Here is a 20,764-nt window from a genome sequence, read left to right on the forward strand (position 1 = left end):
AGATCAGGCACATGCCTGGACCTCCGGGTCGTGCCGGCCGATGACCTCGGCGAGGTCGGCGAGCGCGTCGGCGGCCGGGTCGTAGTCCTTCGGCACCTCGACGCTGACGAAGTACTTCCGGCCGATGCTGGTGAACAGGTAGCCGTCCGGCGTCTTCTCGGCGAACCAGCCGACGTCGCGCACGGGGAAGCACGGCGAGGTCGGCTTCAGGGCCTTCGGCTTCTCGACGCCGCAGCGCAGGATGATCGGCGGGTCGCCCCAGGCGGACGCGACGTGGTCGGTGACGTCGCGGGCGTCCTGGCCGGCGACCGTGCGCGGTGTGTCGGCGAGCAGCGCCTTGCAGTCGACCGACGTACCCTTCGTCGTCGGGTACTCGTCGACGTCGAGGGTGCCGCAGCCGGCGAGGACGACGGCGGCGGTCGCCAGTGTCAGAGCGAGACGACGGGGCACGTGAGCGTGCGGGTGATGCCGGGCACGGCCTGGATGCTGGACACCACGAGCGTGCCGAGCTCGTCCACCGTGGGGCCCTCGGCGCGCACGATGACGTCGTAGGGGCCGGTGACGTCCTCGGCGAGGGTGACGCCCTTGATCGCGGCGATCGCCCGGGCGACGTCCGCAGCCTTGCCCACCTCGGTCTGGACGAGGATGTATGCCTGCACGGTCATCTCGGGACTCCTTCGCCGGGTGGATGTGCGGAAACCGGAGGACACGCTACCTGACTGGTCAGATGCGTCGCCGCGCAGCGGCGATGATGGACACGTGCAGCCAGAACAGCAGACCGTCGCCGACGTGGGGGAGTTCGGGCTCGTCGACCTCGTGCGCGAGCGCAGCGGCACCAACCAGCAGACCCTGATCGGTCCGGGCGACGACGCCGCCCATGTGCAGACCCGCGACGGGACGTTCGTCGTCTCCACCGACCTCCTGGTCGAGGGCCGCCACTTCCGCCGCGACTGGTCGTCGGCCGGCGAGATCGGCCGCAAGGCCGCCGCCGCGAACCTGTCCGACATCAACGCGATGGGCGGCGTCGCCACGGTTCTCACCGTCGGGCTCGGCCTGCCGGCGGGCCTGATGGCGTCCTGGGTCACCGACCTCGCCGACGGGTTCGAGACCGAGTGCGCCCTGGTCGGTGCGCACGTGGTGGGTGGCGACGTCACGGCCGCCGACCAGATCGTCATCGCCGTGACGGCGATGGGCGACACGGTCCGCCCGATCACCCGCGGTGGGGCGGCCCCCGGCGACGTCGTGGCCGTCGCCGGCACGCTCGGCCTGGCGGGCGCCGGGTTCGCGGCGCTGAGCCGCGGGTTCCGGTCGCCGAAGGCCGCCGTCGACGCGCACCGCGTCCCGAGCCCGCCGTACGCCGCCGGTCCGCGGGCCGCCGACGCAGGCGCGACCGCGATGATCGACGTGAGCGACGGCCTGCTCGCCGACGTCGGCCACGTCGCCCAGGCCAGCAACGTCGTGATCGACCTGGAGTCGGAGCTGTTCGAGGTGCCGGAGGCCGTGCGGACCGTGGCCGAGGCCCTCGGCGCCGATCCGCTGCAGTTCGTCCTCACCGGGGGCGACGACTACGCGCTCGTCGCGACCTTCAGTGCCGCGACGGACCTGCCGGACGGCTGGACCCGCATCGGGTCGGTTCGGGACGTGTCCGCCGGGGAGCAGCCGACGGTTCTCGTCGACGGAGTCCGGCCGGAGGGCCCCACGGGCCACCGGCACTGGGTCTGACGTCAGTCCTGGATGCGTGCGAAGGGCGCGTCGGCCTCGAGCTCGAAGGCGAGCTCGAGCAGGGTGCGCTCGTCGCCGTGCTGTCCGGAGAAGTGCACGCCGATCGGCCGCCCGTCGGCGGTGCGCCCGAGCGGCAGGGAGACGGCGGGGGCGCCGGCGGTGTTGTTCAGCGGGGTGAACGCGGCGTAGGCGACCAGGCGCTCGAACATCTCCGGGAACTCGACGGCAGGAGAGAGATAGCCGATCTCGGGCGTCGTGTACCCGACGGTGGGCGACAGCACGACGTCGACACCCTCGGCGGCGAACGAGTCGCGGTAGACCTTCTCCGACCGCTTGAGGTTGCGGATGGTCATCGGGGTGCGCCAGGCCTGGCGGAGGAACCGGCCGGCAAGGAACTGGGTGAGCGGGTCGGTCTTCGAGGAGTCGAAGTCGGGGTGCATGACCCGTCGGCCGAACCGCTGCGTGGCGAAGGCGAGCAGGGCCCAGTAGTGCTGGAAGTCGCGCTTGAACGTCTCGCCGACGGGCAGCGGCACCGGGACGATCGTGTGGCCGAGCTTCTCCAGCCGGCGGGCGGTGGCCTCCACCGCGGCACGGGTCTCGTCGTCGGTGGGCGTCCCGGTGACCGAGTCGAGGATCAGCCCGACGCGCAGACGCCGGTCGGACGGTCCCTCGACGAGCCCGACGGGGGGCAGGCCCTTCGCGGGCTGGTGCGCCTCGGCGCCGGCAAGGAAGTGGGCGGTGTCGCGCACCGAGCGGGTGACGACGCCGTTGCTGACGATGTTCACCGGCATCGTCTTCGCCTCGACGGCGTCGACGACCCGACCTCGCGTGGGCTTCAGGCCGACGAGACCGCACGCGGCGGCCGGGATGCGGATGGACCCGCCGCCGTCGTTGGCATGGGCGATGGGCAGCGCGCCGGAGGCGACCAGCGCGGCGGCGCCACCTGACGAGGCGCCGCTGGAGTAGGCGGTGTGCCAGGGGTTGCGCGTGGGCGGCAGCGTGGGGTGCTCCGTGGTGGCGTTGAAGCCGAACTCGGGCATCGTCGTCTTGCCGAGGGTCAGGAGCCCGGTGGAGAGCAGCTGCGTCGTGAACGGAGCGTCGGCGGTGGCCGGCGTGGCCGGGACGGCGAGCGAGCCCTGCCGGGAGGGCAGGCCCGCGACGTCGGTGTTGTCCTTCACCATGCTCGGGACGCCGGAGAACACGCCCGGAGCGGGGGAGTCGGACTGCTCGAGCGCCCGCTCGAAGTCGCGGACCACGACGGCGTTCAGCGCCGGGTCGACGCGCTCGATGCGCGCGATGGCGGCCTCGATGGCCTCCCGCGCGCTGATCTCGCCCGCAGCAATGGAAGCGGCGACCCCGACTGCGTCGAGGTCGCCGAGTGCGTCGTCGCCGAAGGCGTGGACGCGGCCGTGCTCGGTCAGCGGGTGACCTTGCCGGCCTTGAGGCACGAGGTGCACACGTTCAGCCGCTTCGGGGTGCCCTCCACGACAGCGCGCACGCGCTGGATGTTGGGGTCGAAACGACGCTTGGTACGCCGGTGCGAGTGAGAGACGTTGTGGCCGAAGCCCGGTCCCTTGCCGCACACATCACAGACCGCTGCCACAGCGACCACTCCTGAGAAATTCGTCCGGAACGTTTGAGGCGCCCGACCTGGCCGACGGCCGGCGGGCAACCGCTCAAGAATAGCCGACGCCACGGCCGCAGTGCTAATCGGTCAGGTTCTGAGCGGGACGGGTTCTCGGCGTTCTCGTCGGGTGCGGATCTCGTGGGCGATGCGTCGGATCTCGTTGGTCTCGCGATACGCGGCGAGTCGCCGCTTGTACGCCTCGCGTCCTGGGCGTGGGTCTCGGCCGTGGACCTCGTAGGCACCGGGCACGTCGGTGGCCTTGATCTGGAGGAGGCCGCGGTGGTGCAGATGATGACATCGGACGCAGTAGCCGATCAGGTCGTCGAGGTCGGTCTTGCCGTTCTCTGACCACGGCTTGACGTGATGGATCTCAAGATGCGTGTGACGGCATCCAGGTCCGGCACAGATGCCGCGCTGGCGAGCGATCACGGCGCGGCGTTGCTTCAGCGTGGCCAGCCGGTGGCTGCGACCGACGTTCAGGACGCGGGCTTGCGGGAGGGCCCCGTCGGTGAGGATGCCGGTGACGTCGGCACCGCACTTGAGGTAGTCGAGCAGCTGCGGGCCGATGGAGCCGAAGCCCTTGAGCTGGGCCGGGCGGTCGGCCTCGACGATCACGGAGATGTGGGGGCGGACGCCCTTGTCGGCCGGCAGGCCGGACTCCAGCAGCTTCGTGCAGAGCTCATCCAGTGCGGCGACGCGCCGCTGGGCGCCGGTACGGTCGTCGTCCTTGTCCTTGGGCGCGCTGAGCACGTCGTGGATGGCCTTGAGCTTGGCTCCGGTGATCGTGCCCAGGAAGCCGTTGAGGTGCCACCCGTCGGGCACGGCGTTGATCTGGATGTCCTCGCGGTCCATGCCCTCGGCCCACTTCTTGTCGAGCGAGTCGGGATAGATCGCCTCCCGCAGGTCGCGGATGATCGAGCGCAAAGTGGCCGGCTCGCTCGTCCGTGCGACGTCGAGCAGCCACGGCTCGGAGTCGCGCAGGATCTGCGGTCCGATGTGCTTGAGGCCGTAGGTGAAGGCCTCGACGTGCTTCAGGCGGATGCGTCCCGATCGGGCATCGGAGTCCACACCGTCGAGCATGCGCAGCGTCTGTCCGGCTCGTGCAAGTCGACGCGCCTCGCCGGCGTCGAGCCGCAGGTGGTTGCGCGACCAGGTGGAGATGGACGAGGCGCCGTCTGCCTCGAAGTCCCGGGTGCAGTCGAGCGTGGCCATGGCGTCGGCCTTGACGGCATCCAGTGCGTCCTGGGCCCGCTGTGCAGCCTTGAGGATCTCGGACGGATCACCCGACGACAGCGCGTGCGATGCCTCGCGCAGGGCCGCGATGGTGGGTGCCGGATCCATGTCTCCAGCATACTCGAACATACGATCGAAAACCAGTGGAAAACCCTGTGGATTCAGCGAATTTCGGTCACCGGTAGTCCCTGCCTCGCTCGTCGAGGAGGGCCTCGGTCTTCTGCTGGTCGGTGGCCAGCGCGATCTCCTGGGCGACTGCTGCGCACGGAGGCCAGCGCTCGCAGGGTGTGCTCGGCGACCGCGACACGGAGTTCCATCCAGAACCGCGTGCCTGATCGGCGGATAACCTCCAGGCATGGCCCTGACGCTGCGCGCCGACGCGTTCCGCGACTGGACCAGGCTGTGCGTCGACGCCCTGTCCTCGGCTCGCGCGGAGATCGACGCCCTCAACGTCTTCCCGGTGCCCGACAGCGACACCGGCACCAACGCCTACCTCACGTTCGTCGCCGGGATCGACGCCTTGGAGCCGCTCGGTCCGGAGGCCGGCCTGGCCGAGCTGGTGAAGGAGTACACCGACGGTCTGCTGCGCGGAGCGAAGGGCAATTGCGGCGTCATCCTCAGCCAGCTGGTCCGGGCGGTGTTCCGCGACCTGAGCCTCTCCGAGGAGGTCTCCGCGGACGCGGTGGCGCACTCGTTCCGGGCGGCGTCCGACGCCGCGTACGCCGCGGTCGGCCGCCCCGTCGAGGGCACGATCCTCACCGTCGCCGCGGCCGCGGCAGCAGGTGCCGAGACCGCGGTCCAGGTCGGTGTCGCCGCACGCGAGGTGTTCGCCCGCGCGGCGCTCGCCGCCCGCGAGGCCCTGGCCCGCACGCCGATGCAGCTGGAGCGCCTCGCCAAGGCCGGAGTGGTCGACGCCGGCGGTCGCGCCCTCGTGGTCGTGCTCGACGCCACGGAGCAGGCGTTCACCGGCCGCGCCCCCGACCCCGTCGCCCACCAGGTGCCCGTGCCCACGGTCGCCGGCGAGGACCTCGTCGAGGGCGGACCCGGCTACGAGGTGATGTACCTCCTGGAGGCCGACGACGACCGCATCCCGGCGCTCCGGACGCTGCTCGACGGTCTGGGCGACTCGCTCGTCGTGGTCGGCGGCGAGCGGCTCTGGAACGTGCACGTCCACGTCGACGACGTCGGCGCCGCGATCGAGGCCGGTCTCGCGGCCGGCCGTCCGTACCGGATCGCCGTCACCCACTTCGCCGACCAGATCGCCCGGCAGCGCACGGTCCGCCGGACCCGCGCGGTCGTCGCCGCCACCACGGGACCGGGTCTCGGGGCCCTGTGCCGCGAGGCCGGCGCCCACGTGCTCGAGTTCACCCGGGCCGAGCCCATCGGCGTCGACCGCATGGTCTCCGTTCTCCACGACGCCGGCGCGGACGAGGTCGTCGTCCTGCCCAACAACCCGCGGTTCGTCGGGCTGTTCGAGGCGGCCGCCACCCAGGCGCGCCAGGACGGGATTCGAGTCGCGGTCATCCCCACCACGGCACAGGTGCAGGGACTGGCGGCCCTCGCCGTCCACGACCCCGGCCTCGACTTCGACGCGGACGTCGTCGCCATGTCCAGTGCCGCGGCGCACACCCAGCACGGCGCCGTCACGATCGCCCTCGAGCCCGGCATGACGATGGCCGGGCCCTGCGAGGCGGGTGACGTGCTCGGCGTGGTGTCCGGCGACTTCGCGTTCGTCGGGCAGGACCTCGCCGCGGTCGCCGGCGACGTCGTCGACCGCCTCCTGACGCCCGGCGTCGAGATGCTCACCATCGTCACGGGCGCCGATGCCGATCCCGAGCTGGCCGAGGACCTCACCCGCCGGGTCAAGGACGCCCGCGTCGACGTCGACGTGGTCGTCTACGACGGGGGCCAGGAGCACTACCCGCTGTTCGTCGCGGTGGAGTGATGGTCGACCTCAGCACCCGGCTCCGCTCCGTCGTCGGCGACAAGACCGCCAAGGCCCTCGAGACGGCGTTCGGCATGGTCACGGTCGACGACCTGCTGCGGCACTACCCGCGCCGGTACGTCGGCGTGGGCGAGCTGAGTGACCTGTCGACCCTGCGGCCCGGGCAGTACGCCACGATCCTCGCCCGCGTGGTGTCGGCCAAGAACTACTCGTTCGGGCCGGGCGGCAAGCGGACGCGCACCGAGGTGATCGTGACCGACGGCACCGGCCGCCTGACGCTGACGTTCTTCCAGCAGGCCTGGCGGCTGAAGACCCTTGCCGAGGGGACGGTCGGCTTGTTCGCCGGCGAGGTGGGCGAGTTCCGCGGCACGCCGCAGCTCACGCACCCGATCTTCGAGCCCGTCAGCGACGAGGACGGCCCGAGCGAGGACTCCCGCCTGGCGCGGGGGATCATCCCGATCTACCCCGCCAGCGCGAAGGTGACCTCCTTCAGCCTGGAGCGGTCCGTGGCGCAGGCCCTCGCCGTCGTCGACCTCGGCGAGGACCCGCTCCCTGCGGAGGTGCGCGCCGCCCGCGGGCTGGCCGACCAGGCGGAGGCGTTCGAGCACATTCACCGCCCACGGGCGAAGGAGCAGTGGCAGCGCGCTCGCGACCGCTTCCGGTTCGAGGAGGCGTTCGTGCTGCAGAGCGTGTTCGCCCAGCGTCGCCACGTCGTCGAGCACGACCGCGCCACCGCCCGCGAGCAGGTGCCGGACGGCTTGCGCGAGCGGTTCGCCGAGCGGCTGCCGTTCACGCTCACGAGAGGCCAGCGCGAGGTGGCCGACGTGATCGCGGCGGACCTGGCCAGGACCCACCCGATGCACCGGCTGCTGCAGGGCGAGGTCGGCTCCGGCAAGACGGTCGTCGCCCTGCTCGCGATGCTGCAGGTCGTCGACGCCGGCGGCCAGGCGGCGCTGCTGGCCCCCACCGAGGTGCTCGCCGCCCAGCACCACCGGGCCATCTCCACACTCCTCGGCGACCTCGCGCAGGGCGGCATGCTGGGGGGCGCGGACCGGGCCACCCGGGTGCAGCTGCTCACCGGCTCGCTCGGCGCCAAGGCCCGTCGCGAGGCGCTCGACGACGCCGCGTCGGGCGAGGCCGGCATCGTCGTCGGTACCCACGCGCTCATCCAGGAGGGTGTCGAGTTCGCCGACCTCGGCCTCCTCGTCGTCGACGAGCAGCACCGCTTCGGTGTGGAGCAGCGGTCGGCGCTCGTCGACCGGTCGGAGGTCAAGCCGCACGTCCTCGTCATGACGGCCACTCCGATCCCGCGCACCGTGGCGATGACCGTGTTCGGCGACCTCGAGACGTCCACGCTGCGCGAGCTGCCGGCCGGCCGACAGCCGGTGCAGACCACCGTCGTGCCCGCGGCCGAGCGCCCTGAGTGGCTGGCCCGCGCCTGGGAGCGCGTCCGCGAGGAGGTCGCCAAGGGTCGGCAGGCGTACGTCGTCGTCTCGCGCATCGGGACCGGTGGAGGCGACGAGGACAAGGACACGACGTCCCTGGTGGACCTGCACGACGAGCTCGTCGGCGGTCCACTGAGCGGGCTCCGCCTGGCGATGCTGCACGGCCAGCTCCCGGCCGACGAGAAGGACGCGGTCATGCGGTCGTTCGCTGCCGGGGAGATCGACGTGCTGGTCGCCACCACGGTGGTCGAGGTCGGCGTCGACGTCCCGAACGCCACCGTCATGGTCGTGATGGACGCCGACCGGTTCGGCCTCTCGCAGCTGCACCAGCTGCGCGGCCGCGTCGGTCGCGGCTCCGAGCCCGGGCTCTGCCTCCTCGTCACGAACAGCGAGGTGGAGACCTCCCGCGAGCGCCTCGCCGCCGTCGCCGCCACCAGCGACGGCTTCGAGCTCTCGCAGCTCGACGTCGAGCTGCGGCACGAGGGCGACGTCCTCGGCTCGCGGCAGTCCGGCGTGCGCTCGAGCCTGCGTCTGCTGTCGGTGGTGCGCCACGAGGACGTCATCGTCGACGCCCGCGACGCCGCGCAGGCCGTCGTGGAGTCCGACCCGACGCTCGCCGAGCACCCCGCGCTGGCCGCCGCGATCCGCGCGCTCGAGGAGACCGAGCAGGCCGACTACCTGGAACGGACATGACGCGCATCGTCTCCGGGCGCTGGGGCGGCCGGCGCCTCCGGACGCCCAAGGGCGACGGCACCCGGCCAACCTCGGACCGGGTCCGGGAGGCGATGTTCTCGTCCCTGGAGTCGATGCTCGGGGGTTTCGAGGACGTGCGCGTTCTCGACCTGTTCGCCGGCTCGGGGGCACTGGCTCTGGAGGCGCTGTCACGAGGGGCCCTGGGTGCCGATCTCGTCGAGTCGGACCGCCGTGCTGCGGCAGTCGTCGCTGCGAACATCCGAGAGCTCAGCGCCGACGCGCGGCTGCACCGGACGACCGCTCAGCGATTCGTCGCCGGAGAGGAGACGAACGAGTACGACCTCGTCTTCCTCGACCCGCCCTACGCGACGACGACCGACGAGATCCACGAGCTCCTGCGCACGCTGCGGCGCCAGGACTGTCTGACCCACGGGCTGGCCGTCGTCGAGCGGTCCTCGCGGACCCCGTTCACCTGGCCGGACGGCTTCGAAGCCGTCCGCGACAAGGCCTATGGGGAGACGCACCTTTGGTACGGTCGCTGACATGACGAAGGTCGTGTGCCCCGGCTCGTTCGACCCGGTCACCAACGGTCATCTCGACATCGTCGGCCGCGCCTCCCGTCTGTTCGACGAGGTCGTCGTCGCGGTCCTGGTGAACGAGAAGAAGTCCTCGCTGTTCTCCATCGACGAGCGCATCGACATGCTGGGCCGCGCCACCACGGAGCTGCCCAACGTCACCGTCGCGTCGTTCACCGGCCTGCTCGTGGACTTCTGCACCGAGAACGACGTCTCGGCCATCGTCAAGGGCCTGCGCGCCGTCTCCGACTTCGACTACGAGCTGCAGATGGCCCAGATGAACAGCAGCCTCACCGACGTCGACACGATCTTCATCCCCACCAGCCCGGAGTACTCCTACCTGGCGTCCAGCCTGGTCAAGGAGGTCGCCAAGGGGGGCGGCGACGTCAGCCGGCTCGTGCCCGACTTCGTGCTGGAGCAGATGACCCAGCGCTTCGCCGAGAGCTAGTCCGGGAGGATCGGCATCGGCGCGCGCTCGGAGCGCCCGATCTGCGCGGCCCGCCGCACGGCCTTGGAGCCGTACTTGTCGCGGACGGCATCGACGGCCCCTTCCAGTGCTGCACTGTCGAGTGCCCGGCCGCTGGACGCGGTGAACGGGAGCACGAGCTGGGCCGGGTGGTCGTCGAGACCGTTCACCGAGATGCCGACCAGGGTGCAGCCGCGGTCGGCGATCTCGTCGGCGCGGGATCGCATCAGCTGACGCGCGGTCTGCAGCACGGTCTCGGTGCTGGACGTGGGTCGCGGCAGGGTGCGCGACGACGTGGACCGGGTGAAGTCGTCGAACCGCAGGCGCAGAGTGACCGTGCTGCCCACCCGGCCGGCGGCACGCAGGCGGCGAGTGACGCGGTCGACCAGGCCGATCAGGACCACGTCGAGCTCCGCGGGGGAGTGCGGGCCGCGGCCGACGGCGTGTTGCGACCCCATCGAGCGGCGACGCCGGCCGGTCTCGACGCGGCGCGGGTCGCGGTTGTGAGCGAGGGCATGCAGGTGGTGCGCCGCGGCCGGCCCGAGCAGCTGCACCAGCTCGGAGAGCCCGAACGCCGCCACCTGGCCCACCGTGTGGAGGCGAGCGGAGTGCAGCTTCTCCGACGTCTTCGGCCCGACGCCCCACAGCCGCTCGACCGGCAGCGCGTGCAGGAACCGCAGCTCGTCCTCGACGTGCACGACGAGCAGCCCGTCCGGCTTCGACATGGCGCTGGCCACCTTGGCGAGGTACTTGGTGCGCGCCACCCCGACCGAGATCGGCAGGCCCACCCGGTCGCGGACGTCCACCCGCAGCTGGGCGGCGATGGTGGACGGCTGCCCGCGGATGCGGCGCAGGCCGCCGACCTCCAGGAACGCCTCGTCGATGGAGATCCCCTCGACGAGCGGCGTGGTGTCGCGGAAGACCTCGAAGACCGCCTTGCTGGCGGCCGAGTAGGCGTCCATGCGCGGCGGCACCACCACGGCCTCCGGGCACAGCCGCTGGGCCTGGCGGCCGCCCATCGCCGTGCGGACGCCGCGGGCCTTCGCCTCGTAGCTGCACGCCATGACGACGCCCGCGCCGACGATCACGGGCCGGCCCAGCAGAGACGGGTCGTCGCGCTGCTCGACCGATGCGAAGAACGAGTCCAGGTCGGCGTGCAGCACGGTGCCCTCGGTGGCCATGACTGCAGGCTCCCACCGGCCTGTGACCAATTGGCTCAGGTGTATGGACACCCGGTACGATGATCAACGGCCTGCGTGCAGGCCGATGTGTCGTGTACGTCGATGGATGGACGAACGTGCTGTCAGGACCTCTGGTCGTCGATACCCAGGAGCTGGGGCGCCGACCGGGCAATGAACGCTCGCTCGACCTCTCCGTCGCCGCACCGGCCGACCTGGGCAGCGACGTCTACGGCGTGCCCGAGGGTTCGGACATCGCCATCGAGCTTCGGCTCGAGGCGGTCATGGACGGGGTCCTGGCAACGGGAACCGCCTCGGCGCAGGCCACCGGAGAATGCGTGCGGTGCCTGGTGGGCCTCGATGACGAGATCGTCGTGGACTTCCAGGAGCTCTACCTCTACGCGGACGCCGGCGAGGAGGAGCTGTCACTCGAGGGCGACCTGCTCGACCTCGAACCCGTCCTGCGGGACGCGGTGGTGCTGGCACTGCCGCAGAACCCCGTGTGCGGCCCGGAGTGTCCGGGACTGTGCCCCGAGTGCGGAGCACGGCTCGCGGATGATCCAGACCACACACACGGCGACGCGATCGACCCCCGGTGGGCGGCGCTGAGCCGGATGACCGAGACAGACAACAAGGAGTAATCGTGGCCGTTCCGAAGCGGAAGATGTCGCGCAGCAACACGCGTCACCGCCGGTCGCAGTGGAAGGCCCAGGCCCCCACGCTCGTCGACTGTGCCAACCCCGCGTGCGACTCCAAGGTCGTGCCGCACCGCGTGTGCCCCGAGTGCGGCCAGTACGGCGCGCGCGGCGAGCGTCGTCAGGTCCTCTGACCGGGCCGTTCGCCCGATGGAGGAGCTGGCTCAGGTCCTCGGGGTCCCCGATCTCGACCCCGCGTTGCTGCAGCACGCCCTCACACACCGGTCGTTCGCGTACGAGAACGGGAACGTCCCCAACAACGAGCGCTTGGAGTTCCTGGGTGACTCTGTGCTCGGCGTCGTCGTCACCGACACGCTCTTCACCAACCACCCGGAGCTGCCCGAGGGCCAGCTCGCGAAGCTGAGAGCCGCCGTCGTCAGTGCCAAGGCCCTCGCCGCCGTGGCCCGCACGCTGGGCGTCGGCGACCATGTCCGGCTCGGACGCGGCGAGGAGACTACTGGCGGCCGCGACAAGGCGTCGATCCTGTCCGACACCGTCGAGGCGCTGATCGGCGCCATCTACGTGCAGTTCGGCATCGAGCGCGCGGCACAGGTCATCCACACGATCTTCGACCCCGTCATCGAAAAGGCCTCCGAGCTCGGCGCGGGGCTCGACTGGAAGACGTCCTTGCAGGAGGTCGCGGCCACCGAGGAGCTCGGCGTCCCCCGCTACGTGCTGCAGAGCGAGGGCCCCGACCACGACAAGACGTTCACCGCCGAGGTGCACGTCGGCGTGCAGGTCTTCACCGGTGGCACCGGCCGCTCCAAGAAGGAGGCCGAGCAGGAGGTCGCCGAGATCGCCTGGCGGGCCATCACCGGCACGACCGACGCCACCTCACCCGCCAGTGCCTGAGCTCCCCGAGGTCGAGGTCGTCCGCATGGGGCTGGCCGAGCACGTCGTCGGCCGGCGGATCGAGCGGGTCACGGTGCACCACCCGCGCCCCGTCCGTCGCCACGAGGCCGGGCCGCAGGACTTCGCCGACCGGCTGACCGGTGTCACGATCGCCGGTGCCGAGCGACGCGGCAAGTACCTGTGGCTGCCGCTCGAGGGTGGCGACGCCGTGCTGGCGCACCTCGGGATGAGCGGGCAGTTCCTGATCCTGGACGCCGGCGCCGACGACCCGCGGCACCTGCGCATCGCCTTCGACCTCGACGACGGCCGCCGCCTGCTCTTCGCCGACCAGCGGATGTTCGGCGGCATGTCGTACAGCGAGGGCGGGGCGGAGCTCCCCCCGGAGATCGCGCACATCGCCCGCGACCCGCTGGACGCGCTGTTCGACCCGTCGGAGTTCCGCGCCCGGCTGAAGCGGCGCGAGACCGGCGTCAAGCGCGCGCTGCTCGACCAGACCCTCATCTCCGGTGTCGGCAACATCTACGCCGACGAGGCGCTGTGGCGCACCCCGCTGCACTACGCGCGGAACACGCGGCACCTGCGCACCCGGGAGGTCGACGACCTCCTGCACCACGTCAACGCCGTCATGCTCGAGGCACTGGGCCAGGGCGGCACGTCGTTCGACACCCTCTACGTGAACGTCAACGGTCAGAGCGGCTACTTCGACCGCTCGCTCGCGGCCTACGGGCAGGAGGGTGAGCCGTGTCCGCGATGTGGCACCCCGATCCGTCGCGACGCCTTCATGAACCGCTCGTCGTTCACCTGCCCGCGCTGCCAGCCGCGCCCGCGCCACGGCAAGTGGTGAGTCGCTAGGCCGGAAACTGGAAGGGGTTGTCGTCGAGCTCGCGGAGCGTGTCGACGAGGTCCGCCAGGAACACGCCGAGGACGACGACGCAAGCGGCTCGCAGCGTCCAGGCCAGCGCGTTCGGCCACCGGATCACCGCGTCCGGGCCGAGCCACCGGTCCCCGAGCGCCGCGACCACGACGGTGAAGAGGAACGGCACGGCCAGGGTGAGCGTGACGGCGAGCCACTGCGGGTCGAGCACCCGGAAGTCGATCCCGTCGCTGTGCACCAGCATCGAGCCGACCGCTACGGTCGCGCCGACCGGAAGGCTGATCCATCGGAACCAGGCGGGGCCGAACCGCAGGTCACGCAGCACCAGGTACACGAGCCCGCCGATGATCCCGATGACCGTGGTCACCACCAGCAGGTTCAGCGTCCCGCTGACGGTGAACTGGCCCATCTCGAAGCCGTCGTCGGTGTCGCGTCCGTGCTCCTCCGGATTCATGCGGGCGAGCACGAACATGAACAGCCGTCCGCCGAGGCCGCCGACCACGAGACCACCGATCGCGCCCGCCAGGACGCTCGCTCCGAGAGATCGCACGCCGCAGATCATCACACGGGATCGGCCGCACGTCCGCGGGATCGGGATAACCTGCGAGCGATGGACGACCCCTACGGCATCGAGGCGCGCGCCCGCTTCGTCGCTGAGCCGCCGAAGCGCGCGGGGCGGACGCCGTTCGAGCGCGACCGGGCCCGGGTCGTGCACTCCTCGGCCCTGCGCCGATTGTCCGCCAAGACCCAGGTCCTCGGCGCCGGCACCGACGACTTCGTCCGCAACCGGCTGACCCACTCGCTCGAGGTCGCGCAGGTGGCGCGCGAGCTTGGGGCGTCGCTCGGCTGCGACCCCGACATCGTCGACTCCGCAGCCCTGGCCCACGACCTCGGCCACCCGCCGTTCGGCCACAACGGCGAGATCGCGCTCGACGCGGCCGCCGAGGCGTGCGGCGGCTTCGAGGGCAACGCCCAGACGCTCCGGCTGCTCACCCGCCTCGAGGGCAAGACGTTCGCGCCCGACGGCCGCAGCGTCGGGCTCAACCTCACCCGCGCCACGCTCGCGGCCTGCGTGAAGTACCCGTGGGGGCGGGGCGAGGTCGCCGAGGCCGGCGGCAAGTTCGGCGTCTACCCCGACGACCGGGAGATCTTCGACTGGGCCCGGGAGGACGCCGAGCCGCTCCGCCGGCCGATCGAGGCGCAGGTGATGGACCTTGCCGACGACGTCGCGTACTCGGTGCACGACGTCGAGGACGGCGTGGTCAGCGGCTGGTTCACGCTGCAGCTCGCGTCGCTCGACGAGACGGCCGTCTACGCGGTGGCCCGCGACTGGTACGACGCCGGGATCGACGACGGCCGGCTGTCGGCCGCGCTCGGCCGCCTGGAGGACATGCCCGAGTGGCCGCAGGAGCCGCTCGACGAGAGCCGGGCGTCCCGCGCCGTGCTGAAGAGCCTGACCAGCGCGCTCATCGGCCGGTTCGTCACCGCGGTCCAGTCCGCGACCGTCGAGCGCTGGGGGAGCGGCCCGCTCGTCCGGTACGGCGCCGACCTCGAGGTGCCCGTCGCGACCAAGGACGAGATCACCGTCCTGAAGGCGGTGGCCGCGCACTACGTCATGCGCTCGGAGGACCGCACGAAGCAGCTCACCCAGCAGCGCGAGCTGCTCACCGGACTGGTCGAGCAGCTGGTCGCCAACGAGGGCCGTGACCTGGAGCCGGACCTGCGCGCCGACCACGACGCCGCGACCGACGACGCCGGCCGGCTGCGCGCCGTCGTCGACCAGGTCGCCAGCCTCACGGACATCTCCGCACCGGTCTGGGCGGACCGGGTCGGGCTGTAGGCGGCAACGCCTAAGATTCCGACCATGGCAGGGCTCATCAAGGACGAGGACATCCAGCTCGTCCGTGAGCGCGCCAAGATCGACGAGGTCGTGGAGCAGTACGTCACGCTCCGCAACGCCGGCGGCGGGTCCCGCAAGGGCCTGTGCCCGTTCCACGACGAGAAGTCGCCGTCGTTCAACGTCCGCCCTGCTCAGGGCTACTACCACTGCTTCGGCTGCGGCGTCGGTGGCGACTCCATCAAGTTCCTCCAGGAGATCGAGGGGCTGACGTTCGTCGAGGCCGTGGAGCGGCTGGCCGGCAAGTACGGCATCCAGCTGCGCTACGAGGAGGGCAACGCGCCCTCCGGTCCACGGCGCGACCCCCGCCAGCGCCAGCGGCTGCTCGAGGCGCACCGGCTGGCCGGCGAGTTCTACGCCACCACGCTCACGTCGTCGCCCGACGCGCAGGTGGGCCGCCAGTTCGTCACCGACCGCGGCTTCGACCAGTCGGCCGCCGAGACGTTCGGCATGGGCTTCGCACCCCGCGGCGGCGAGGCGCTCGTGGCTCACCTCAAGGGCAAGGGGTTCACCGACGAGGAGCTGATCGTCGGCGGTCTTGCCTCCCGCGGCCAGCGCGGCCTGTACGACCGGTTCCGGGGCCGCCTGCTGTGGCCCATCCGCGAGCTGACCGGCGAGATCATCGGGTTCGGCGCCCGCCGGATGTTCGACGACGACCGCGTCGAGGCCAAGTACCTCAACACCTCCGAGACGCCCATCTACAAGAAGAGCCAGGTCCTGTACGGCCTCGACCTCGCCCGGCGCCAGATCTCCTCGGAGAGCCGGGCCGTCGTCGTCGAGGGCTACACCGACGTCATGGCGTGCCACCAGGCCGGTGTCCGCACCGCGGTGGCCACCTGCGGCACGGCGTTCGGCGAGGAGCACGCCAAGGTGCTGCGCCGCGTCCTCCTGGACCACGACGCCCTCCGCGGCGAGATCATCTTCACGTTCGACGGTGACGAGGCCGGCCAGCGTGCCGCCATGAAGACGTTCAGCAGCGACCAGCAGTTCGTGGCGCAGACCTACGTCGCGGTCGAGCCCCGCGGCATGGACCCGTGCGACCTCCGCCTGGCCGACGGCGACGCCGCGGTCCGCGACCTGGTCGCCTCTCGCGTCCCGCTGTACCGCTTCGTGCTGGAGAACACGCTCGCCCGCTACGACCTCGACCGCGGCGACCAGCGCATCGATGCCGTCCGCGAGTCGGTGCGGCTCGCCTCTGCGATCCGCGACAAGAGCAAGGTCGAGGAGTTCCTGCGCGAGGTGGCCACGAAGGTCGGCCTCGACGTCGACCAGGTGCGCGCGGAGCACCGCCGCAGCAAGAGCGCGCCGCAGCAGCAGCCGCGCCGGCCCGTGGCCGAGGAGGAGCCGGCCGCGGAGCCGGCGCCGTTCGCGAGCTTCGGCGCCCCGGAGTTCGCTGACGAGCGCGAGGCGCTCAAGGTCTTCGCCCAGTACCCACACCTCGCGGGTCCGCTGGTCGACGACGTCGCGGAGAACGACTTCACCCACCCGGTGGCCCAGGAGCTGTGGCGGCACTTCAGCGCCCAGGGCTGGCCGGACCAGCCGGACCCGTCCTGGGTCCCGCGCATCTCCGACGCCCTGCCGTCCGACGACCTCCGCCGCGTGCTGTCGGTCGCCGCGGTCGAGCCGCTGCGCATGCGCGGCGACTCGCCGGCCGTCATCGCGTCGATCATCGCCCAGCTGCAGGCGCTCACGCTTGCGCGCCGCATCACCGAGCTGAAGTCCAAGCTGCAGCGCACCAACCCGGTGGAGCAGACCGAGAGCTACAACCGGATGTTCGGCGAGCTGATCGCGCTGGAGCAGCAGCACCGCACCCTGCGCGACCGCGCCATCGGCGCCTGACCGTCCCCAGGCCTCGCGGCGTCCACAGGGTCGCGCGGAGGCCGTCCGATCGGCGTTCGTGCCGGTCAGGCTGGGGTCGTGGACAGGGTGCTGGCGTTGCTGATGCAGAGACCTGCGATGGACGCGGAGCGCGAGCACCGGCTCGCCGTTGCCGCGCGCGCCGGTGACGCCGTGGCCCGGCGACAGCTCGTCGAGGACAGCCTGCGCCTCGTCGTGCTGCGGGCGCAGAGCCTCGGCCACCGCGGCGACGCGCTCCACGAGGCCATCCAGGAGGGGACCCTCGCCTTGATGGCCGCCGTCGACCGGTTCGACCCCGATCGCGGGTGCCGCCTGGCCACGTACGCCTGGCCGTGGATCACGCACGCCATGCAGCCCCGGAGCCGGCCGGAGTCGCCGTCGGAACGGCTCGACGAGGCGCCGTCGCCAGCCCCTCCGGAGCCCGCCGAGGACCTCCGTTCCCTGCTCGCCGTGCTGCCCCGCGACCTCGTGGAGGTGGTGACCGTGCGGTTCCGGATCGGCGAGCCGGGCGGCATCCCTCGGTCACGCCGAAAGGTCGGCGAGATGCTCGATCTCACCGAGGCTCAGGTGCGCGTCCGAGAGGCCCGGGCGATGCGGTACTTGCGAGGTCACCTTGCTAAGGTGTGTGACCGTGCTCCTCGACGAGGAGTCGATCCCCTGTAGCTCAATTGGCAGAGCATTCGGCTGTTAACCGGAGGGTTGTTGGTTCGAGTCCAACCGGGGGAGCTTCACCAGGCTCGCCGGCGCCAGGCGCTCGGAGCCGACCACCCGCGGCGCACGGCCAGCAGCCGCCAGACCAGGCAGAGCGCGGCGGCCAGCAGGTAGAGCGGAGCCGGTCCGTCGGCCTCCTCCACCACGGCGCTGACGAGTGCCCCCAGCAGTGCGGGCAGGGCGTACAGCTCGCCACGGAAGATCAGCGGGACCTCGGCCGTCAGCACGTCGCGGATGACGCCGCCGCCGACGGCCGTCACCGCACCGAGCGCCGTGGCCGCGCCGACCGACAGGCCCGCGTGGGCCGCTGCCACCGTGCCGCTCACGCAGAACACGGACAGCCCGATGCTGTCGAGGAGCAGGATCGACCGGCCGAGCCGCTGCACCGGTCCGTGCAGGAAGTACACGACGACCGCCGCGGCCGTGGCGGTGGCCGGGAGCGGCCAGTCCTCCAGCGCGTGCGGCGGGACGTGCCCGATCAGCAGGTCACGGACGATGCCGCCGCCGAGCCCGGTCACGAGCGCCAGCACGAGGATGCCGAGCACGTCGAGGTCCTTGCGCACCCCCACCAGCGCACCGGTGAGGGCGAAGGTGAAGACGCCGGACAGCTCCAGGACGTCGAGCAGGACGTCGGTCACGGCCGGTGGTCACTCGCCCCAGACGCGGGAGAAGACCTCGAACGGCGTGCCGTACGTGACGCCGAGCCGGCTGCCCGCCGGGCGCGACGTGCCCTCCAGGAACTCGGCCGGGTCGAAGTGCTCCCAGCCCAGACCCTCGATGTAGGCCCGGTGCGCCTTGAGCGACTCGACCCCGCGGTCGAACGTCTCGGTGGTGTCGACGCCGTGCCGGGAGTCGGGCGAGCCGGCCGCCCAGACCTGCTTCGTGTCGCCCCACGGCTCGAGCCCGTCGACGAGCTGCTCGGCGAAGATCCAGCGGTTCCCGGCGTCGCCCGTGGCGTCGAGCGCGGCCCGGCCGACGGCGATGTGGTCGGGCTGGTTCGGCATGCTGCCGCCCCAGTTCTCCCGGAAGTTGTTGGTGATGACGATGTCCGGCTTGTGCTTGCGGATGACCGCGGCGATCTCACGACGCAGTGGCACCCCGTACTCGATGACGCCGTCCGGGAGGCCGAGGAAGTCGACCGTGTCGACGCCGACGATGCGCGCCGACTCGACCTGCTCGGCCTCGCGCACCCGGCGTGCCTCGTCCGGGTCCATCCCGTCGATCCCGGCTTCGCCGCTGGTCACCATGCAGTAGACGACGGTCTTGCCCTGGTCGGTCCAGCGGGCGATCGCGGCGGCGGCACCGAACTCCACGTCGTCGGGATGGGCGACCACCACCAGCGCGCGCTCCCACAACTCGTCCACGGGCTCCAGGGGTGTCGGCTCCATCCGGCTAGGCTAACGCCGCGACGCGGGGAGGTAGCTCAGCCGGTCAGAGCAGAGGACTCATAATCCTTCGGTCGTGGGTTCGAGCCCCACCCTCCCCACATGGATGCAGTCATCGCCGACCTCGACGGCACGCTGTGCGACGTGACGTCGATCCTCCATCACGTCGAGGGCGAGGACCGCGATTTCTCGGCGTTCCACGCGGCGTCGGCGGACTGCCCGCCGCGGGCCGACGTCCTGGAGGCGGTCCGCGCGGCGAAGGACGCCGGCAAGGCGGTCCTCGTGGTCACGTCACGCGAGTTCGTGTGGCGGGACCTCAGCCTCGACTGGCTCGTGGCGCACGACATCCCCTACGACGCGCTCGTGATGCGCGTGGTCGGCGACTACCGGCCGGACCACGTGGTGAAGGCCGAGATGCTCGACCAGATCCTGGCCGACGGCTACGCGGTGACGGAGGCGTGGGAGGACAGCGCCGACATCGTGGAGCTGTGGGAGTCGCGCGGGATCACCGTGCACGCTGTGTGACGTCGAGGCCGAACGTTCCGCGCTCGTCCTCCGGCACCAGGTCGATGAGCTCCGGGTGGTCGCGCATCACCTTCGGCACGAACGGGCAGTACGGCAGCACCGTGCCGCCGCGCTCCCGGATGGTCTCCAGGGCCGAGACGACGAGCTCCGAGCCGATGCCGCGACCCTCGAACTGGGTGAGGACCCGGGTGTGCGGCAGCGCGTACTCGCCCTGGTGCTCCCGGTAGTCCAGATAGCCGGCGAGCTCCCCGTCGACGGTGATCTCGAAGCGCGATGCGGCGTCGTTGTCCGTGACGGTGTTCCCCATGGCTCCATCTTCCCAAGCGCCGGCAAACACCGCATCACCAGCGTGTTTGCCAGACGCTTGGTGGAGGTGGTGCCCATGGGGCAGAATGTGAGTGCGCGAGCGGAACGCTCGGTGCTCAGCTCGAGAGACGTTGGGGAAGACGGGTTCTCGAGACCAGGAGGCACCATGAGCATCCCGACCCGTGGCGTCTTGTACGTCCACTCCGCGCCCTCTGCGCTGTGCCCGCACGTCGAGTGGGCGGCCGCCGGCGTGCTCGGCGGCACCGTCGACGTCGACTGGGTGCCGCAGCCCGCCGAGACCGGCACCTACCGCACGGAGCTGTCCTGGCAGGCCGACGTCGGCAGCGCCGCGGCGCTCGCCTCCACGCTGCGCGGCTGGGAGATGCTGCGCTTCGAGGTCACCGAGGAGCCGACCGCCTCCAGCGAGGGCGCCCGGTACAGCTACACGCCCACGCTTGGCATCTTCCACGCCATGACCGGCCTGCACGGCGACGTGCTGATCCCGGAGGACCGGATCAAGGCCTTCCGGGTGAAGGCCGCACTCGGCGAGATCACGATGGACCAGGCGCTCGACGGCCTCCTCGGTGTCGCCTGGGACGCTGAGCTCGAGCCGTTCCGGCACGCCGGCTCCGGCGCCCCGGTGCGCTGGCTGCACCAGGTCATCTGAGGCGCACCGAGCGCGCTCGGCGCGCGAGCGTGCGGCCAGGTCGAGCGACTGCGCCGAAGGCGCCCATCTGACGAGACCCGGTGAGGAGTCAGGCTCGGGCGACGTGGTCTC

24 protein-coding genes and 2 tRNA genes are annotated in these 20,764 nt (G+C 71.6%); 16 read left to right on the forward strand and 10 right to left on the reverse strand.

Going from position 1 to position 20,764, the window contains the following annotated elements:
• Nucleotides 1-3: 3 nt before the first annotated feature.
• Nucleotides 4-450: a DUF3515 family protein gene (locus FHP06_RS00170; RefSeq protein WP_230973351.1), complete on the reverse strand. Its 447-nt coding sequence runs from the start codon at nt 448-450 to the stop codon at nt 4-6.
• Entirely contained in the window at nt 429-665 is a 237-nt protein-coding gene (locus tag FHP06_RS00175; RefSeq protein WP_147682651.1) for an Lrp/AsnC ligand binding domain-containing protein, read from the reverse strand. Before FHP06_RS00175 ends, FHP06_RS00170 begins: the two co-directional genes overlap by 22 nt.
• Nucleotides 666-759: 94 nt before the next feature.
• Between FHP06_RS00175 and FHP06_RS00180 the strand changes: the two genes are divergently transcribed.
• On the forward strand, nt 760-1,722 hold the full coding sequence (locus FHP06_RS00180) for a thiamine-phosphate kinase (RefSeq protein ID WP_230973352.1): 963 nt from the start codon (nt 760-762) through the stop codon (nt 1,720-1,722).
• Between the two features lie 2 nt (nt 1,723-1,724).
• Here FHP06_RS00180 and FHP06_RS00185 read toward each other — a convergent pair whose 3' ends face one another.
• The 3 genes from FHP06_RS00185 to FHP06_RS00195 all read right to left on the reverse strand — a co-directional run bounded on the left by FHP06_RS00185 (nt 1,725) and on the right by FHP06_RS00195 (nt 4,690).
• A complete protein-coding gene (locus FHP06_RS00185) occupies nt 1,725-3,170 on the reverse strand; it encodes an amidase (RefSeq protein ID WP_230973353.1) in 1,446 nt (481 codons plus the stop codon).
• On the reverse strand, nt 3,140-3,325 hold the full coding sequence (gene rpmB / locus FHP06_RS00190) for a 50S ribosomal protein L28 (protein WP_147682655.1): 186 nt from the start codon (nt 3,323-3,325) through the stop codon (nt 3,140-3,142). The genes FHP06_RS00185 and rpmB overlap by 31 nt, the downstream gene beginning before the upstream one ends.
• A gap of 111 nt (nt 3,326-3,436) precedes the next feature.
• Complete coding sequence (locus FHP06_RS00195) at nt 3,437-4,690, reverse strand: HNH endonuclease (RefSeq protein WP_147682656.1); 1,254 nt, start codon at nt 4,688-4,690, stop codon at nt 3,437-3,439.
• Nucleotides 4,691-4,937: 247 nt separating this feature from the next.
• Here FHP06_RS00195 and FHP06_RS00200 point away from each other — a divergent pair, with 247 nt between their 5' ends.
• Genes FHP06_RS00200 through coaD form a run of 4 tightly spaced genes read left to right on the forward strand, consistent with a single transcriptional unit; the run spans nt 4,938 to nt 9,688 of the window.
• Nucleotides 4,938-6,527 carry a DAK2 domain-containing protein gene (locus FHP06_RS00200; RefSeq protein WP_147682658.1) on the forward strand — a complete coding sequence of 530 codons (1,590 nt, stop codon included), beginning with the start codon at nt 4,938-4,940 and terminating at the stop codon, nt 6,525-6,527.
• On the forward strand, nt 6,527-8,665 hold the full coding sequence (recG, locus tag FHP06_RS00205) for an ATP-dependent DNA helicase RecG (RefSeq protein ID WP_147682660.1): 2,139 nt from the start codon (nt 6,527-6,529) through the stop codon (nt 8,663-8,665). Before FHP06_RS00200 ends, recG begins: the two co-directional genes overlap by 1 nt.
• Entirely contained in the window at nt 8,662-9,207 is a 546-nt protein-coding gene (rsmD, locus tag FHP06_RS00210) for a 16S rRNA (guanine(966)-N(2))-methyltransferase RsmD (RefSeq protein ID WP_147682662.1), read from the forward strand. The genes recG and rsmD overlap by 4 nt, the downstream gene beginning before the upstream one ends.
• A gap of 1 nt (nt 9,208) precedes the next feature.
• Nucleotides 9,209-9,688 (forward strand): pantetheine-phosphate adenylyltransferase, encoded by a 480-nt coding sequence (coaD, locus tag FHP06_RS00215; protein WP_147682664.1) that lies wholly within the window; start codon nt 9,209-9,211, stop codon nt 9,686-9,688.
• On the opposite strand, the gene dinB is transcribed toward coaD, so the two are convergent.
• The gene (gene dinB, locus FHP06_RS00220) at nt 9,685-10,887 is read right to left on the reverse strand and encodes a DNA polymerase IV (protein WP_147682665.1); all 1,203 of its coding nucleotides are present in this window, start codon (nt 10,885-10,887) and stop codon (nt 9,685-9,687) included. The two genes, coaD and dinB, sit on opposite strands and share 4 nt — an antisense overlap.
• A gap of 59 nt (nt 10,888-10,946) precedes the next feature.
• Between dinB and FHP06_RS00225 the strand changes: the two genes are divergently transcribed.
• From FHP06_RS00225 to mutM, 4 genes are read left to right on the forward strand one after another with little or no spacing between them, the layout of a single operon-like run.
• On the forward strand, nt 10,947-11,525 hold the full coding sequence (locus FHP06_RS00225) for a YceD family protein (RefSeq protein WP_147682667.1): 579 nt from the start codon (nt 10,947-10,949) through the stop codon (nt 11,523-11,525).
• Between the two features lie 2 nt (nt 11,526-11,527).
• Entirely contained in the window at nt 11,528-11,713 is a 186-nt protein-coding gene (gene rpmF, locus FHP06_RS00230; protein ID WP_147682669.1) for a 50S ribosomal protein L32, read from the forward strand.
• A 16-nt stretch (nt 11,714-11,729) separates the two neighbouring features.
• Nucleotides 11,730-12,431 carry a ribonuclease III gene (gene rnc, locus FHP06_RS00235; protein ID WP_147682670.1) on the forward strand — a complete coding sequence of 234 codons (702 nt, stop codon included), beginning with the start codon at nt 11,730-11,732 and terminating at the stop codon, nt 12,429-12,431.
• Nucleotides 12,424-13,275, forward strand: coding sequence for a bifunctional DNA-formamidopyrimidine glycosylase/DNA-(apurinic or apyrimidinic site) lyase (gene mutM / locus FHP06_RS00240; protein ID WP_147682672.1), 852 nt, complete (start codon nt 12,424-12,426; stop codon nt 13,273-13,275). Before rnc ends, mutM begins: the two co-directional genes overlap by 8 nt.
• A gap of 4 nt (nt 13,276-13,279) precedes the next feature.
• On the opposite strand, the gene FHP06_RS00245 is transcribed toward mutM, so the two are convergent.
• The gene (locus tag FHP06_RS00245; protein WP_147682673.1) at nt 13,280-13,855 is read right to left on the reverse strand and encodes a hypothetical protein; all 576 of its coding nucleotides are present in this window, start codon (nt 13,853-13,855) and stop codon (nt 13,280-13,282) included.
• 60 nt (nt 13,856-13,915) lie between these two features.
• On the opposite strand from FHP06_RS00245, the gene FHP06_RS00250 reads away from it, so the two are divergent.
• The 4 genes from FHP06_RS00250 to FHP06_RS00265 all read left to right on the forward strand — a co-directional run bounded on the left by FHP06_RS00250 (nt 13,916) and on the right by FHP06_RS00265 (nt 17,785).
• A complete protein-coding gene (locus FHP06_RS00250; RefSeq protein WP_147682675.1) occupies nt 13,916-15,145 on the forward strand; it encodes a deoxyguanosinetriphosphate triphosphohydrolase in 1,230 nt (409 codons plus the stop codon).
• A 24-nt stretch (nt 15,146-15,169) separates the two neighbouring features.
• The gene (dnaG, locus tag FHP06_RS00255) at nt 15,170-17,041 is read left to right on the forward strand and encodes a DNA primase (RefSeq protein WP_147682677.1); all 1,872 of its coding nucleotides are present in this window, start codon (nt 15,170-15,172) and stop codon (nt 17,039-17,041) included.
• A 78-nt stretch (nt 17,042-17,119) separates the two neighbouring features.
• Nucleotides 17,120-17,722: a sigma-70 family RNA polymerase sigma factor gene (locus tag FHP06_RS00260; RefSeq protein ID WP_147682679.1), complete on the forward strand. Its 603-nt coding sequence runs from the start codon at nt 17,120-17,122 to the stop codon at nt 17,720-17,722.
• Nucleotides 17,713-17,785: transfer RNA gene (locus FHP06_RS00265), tRNA-Asn, on the forward strand. Before FHP06_RS00260 ends, FHP06_RS00265 begins: the two co-directional genes overlap by 10 nt.
• A gap of 2 nt (nt 17,786-17,787) precedes the next feature.
• Here FHP06_RS00265 and FHP06_RS00270 read toward each other — a convergent pair.
• Together FHP06_RS00270 and FHP06_RS00275 are read right to left on the reverse strand one after the other, a co-directional pair.
• The gene (locus tag FHP06_RS00270; protein WP_222706310.1) at nt 17,788-18,408 is read right to left on the reverse strand and encodes a trimeric intracellular cation channel family protein; all 621 of its coding nucleotides are present in this window, start codon (nt 18,406-18,408) and stop codon (nt 17,788-17,790) included.
• Nucleotides 18,409-18,417: 9 nt separating this feature from the next.
• Complete coding sequence (locus tag FHP06_RS00275; protein ID WP_147682680.1) at nt 18,418-19,158, reverse strand: PIG-L deacetylase family protein; 741 nt, start codon at nt 19,156-19,158, stop codon at nt 18,418-18,420.
• 24 nt (nt 19,159-19,182) lie between these two features.
• Between FHP06_RS00275 and FHP06_RS00280 the strand changes: the two genes are divergently transcribed.
• Together FHP06_RS00280 and FHP06_RS00285 are read left to right on the forward strand one after the other, a co-directional pair.
• Nucleotides 19,183-19,256, forward strand: a tRNA-Ile gene (locus tag FHP06_RS00280).
• A gap of 1 nt (nt 19,257) precedes the next feature.
• Nucleotides 19,258-19,680, forward strand: a complete 423-nt coding sequence (locus FHP06_RS00285; protein ID WP_147682683.1) for a phosphatase domain-containing protein — start codon at nt 19,258-19,260, stop codon at nt 19,678-19,680.
• Here the strand turns inward: FHP06_RS00285 and FHP06_RS00290 are convergent.
• Nucleotides 19,661-19,987 carry a GNAT family N-acetyltransferase gene (locus tag FHP06_RS00290; protein ID WP_147682685.1) on the reverse strand — a complete coding sequence of 109 codons (327 nt, stop codon included), beginning with the start codon at nt 19,985-19,987 and terminating at the stop codon, nt 19,661-19,663. The two genes, FHP06_RS00285 and FHP06_RS00290, sit on opposite strands and share 20 nt — an antisense overlap.
• A gap of 165 nt (nt 19,988-20,152) precedes the next feature.
• Here FHP06_RS00290 and FHP06_RS00295 point away from each other — a divergent pair, with 165 nt between their 5' ends.
• Nucleotides 20,153-20,653, forward strand: a complete 501-nt coding sequence (locus tag FHP06_RS00295; RefSeq protein ID WP_147682687.1) for a DUF3145 domain-containing protein — start codon at nt 20,153-20,155, stop codon at nt 20,651-20,653.
• Nucleotides 20,654-20,764: the final 111 nt, after the last annotated feature.

The sequence above is a fragment of the Aeromicrobium terrae genome (genome assembly GCF_008039565.1).
GTDB lineage: Bacteria > Actinomycetota > Actinomycetes > Propionibacteriales > Nocardioidaceae > Aeromicrobium > Aeromicrobium terrae.

Excerpts from the sequence above, each read along its gene's own strand:
- FHP06_RS00175 (WP_147682651.1), bottom strand. The coding sequence starts at position 665 with ATGACCGTGCAGGCATACATCCTCGTCCAGACCGAGGTGGGCAAGGCT.
- FHP06_RS00195 (WP_147682656.1), bottom strand. The coding sequence starts at position 4,690 with ATGGATCCGGCACCCACCATCGCGGCCCTGCGCGAGGCATCGCACGCG.
- FHP06_RS00200 (WP_147682658.1), top strand. The coding sequence starts at position 4,938 with ATGGCCCTGACGCTGCGCGCCGACGCGTTCCGCGACTGGACCAGGCTG.
- recG (WP_147682660.1), top strand. The coding sequence starts at position 6,527 with ATGGTCGACCTCAGCACCCGGCTCCGCTCCGTCGTCGGCGACAAGACC.
- rsmD (WP_147682662.1), top strand. The coding sequence starts at position 8,662 with ATGACGCGCATCGTCTCCGGGCGCTGGGGCGGCCGGCGCCTCCGGACG.
- coaD (WP_147682664.1), top strand. The coding sequence starts at position 9,209 with ATGACGAAGGTCGTGTGCCCCGGCTCGTTCGACCCGGTCACCAACGGT.
- dinB (WP_147682665.1), bottom strand. The coding sequence starts at position 10,887 with ATGGCCACCGAGGGCACCGTGCTGCACGCCGACCTGGACTCGTTCTTC.
- FHP06_RS00225 (WP_147682667.1), top strand. The coding sequence starts at position 10,947 with ATGATCAACGGCCTGCGTGCAGGCCGATGTGTCGTGTACGTCGATGGA.
- rnc (WP_147682670.1), top strand. The coding sequence starts at position 11,730 with ATGGAGGAGCTGGCTCAGGTCCTCGGGGTCCCCGATCTCGACCCCGCG.
- FHP06_RS00250 (WP_147682675.1), top strand. The coding sequence starts at position 13,916 with ATGGACGACCCCTACGGCATCGAGGCGCGCGCCCGCTTCGTCGCTGAG.
- dnaG (WP_147682677.1), top strand. The coding sequence starts at position 15,170 with ATGGCAGGGCTCATCAAGGACGAGGACATCCAGCTCGTCCGTGAGCGC.
- FHP06_RS00275 (WP_147682680.1), bottom strand. The coding sequence starts at position 19,158 with ATGGAGCCGACACCCCTGGAGCCCGTGGACGAGTTGTGGGAGCGCGCG.
- FHP06_RS00285 (WP_147682683.1), top strand. The coding sequence starts at position 19,258 with ATGGATGCAGTCATCGCCGACCTCGACGGCACGCTGTGCGACGTGACG.
- FHP06_RS00290 (WP_147682685.1), bottom strand. The coding sequence starts at position 19,987 with ATGGGGAACACCGTCACGGACAACGACGCCGCATCGCGCTTCGAGATC.
- FHP06_RS00295 (WP_147682687.1), top strand. The coding sequence starts at position 20,153 with ATGAGCATCCCGACCCGTGGCGTCTTGTACGTCCACTCCGCGCCCTCT.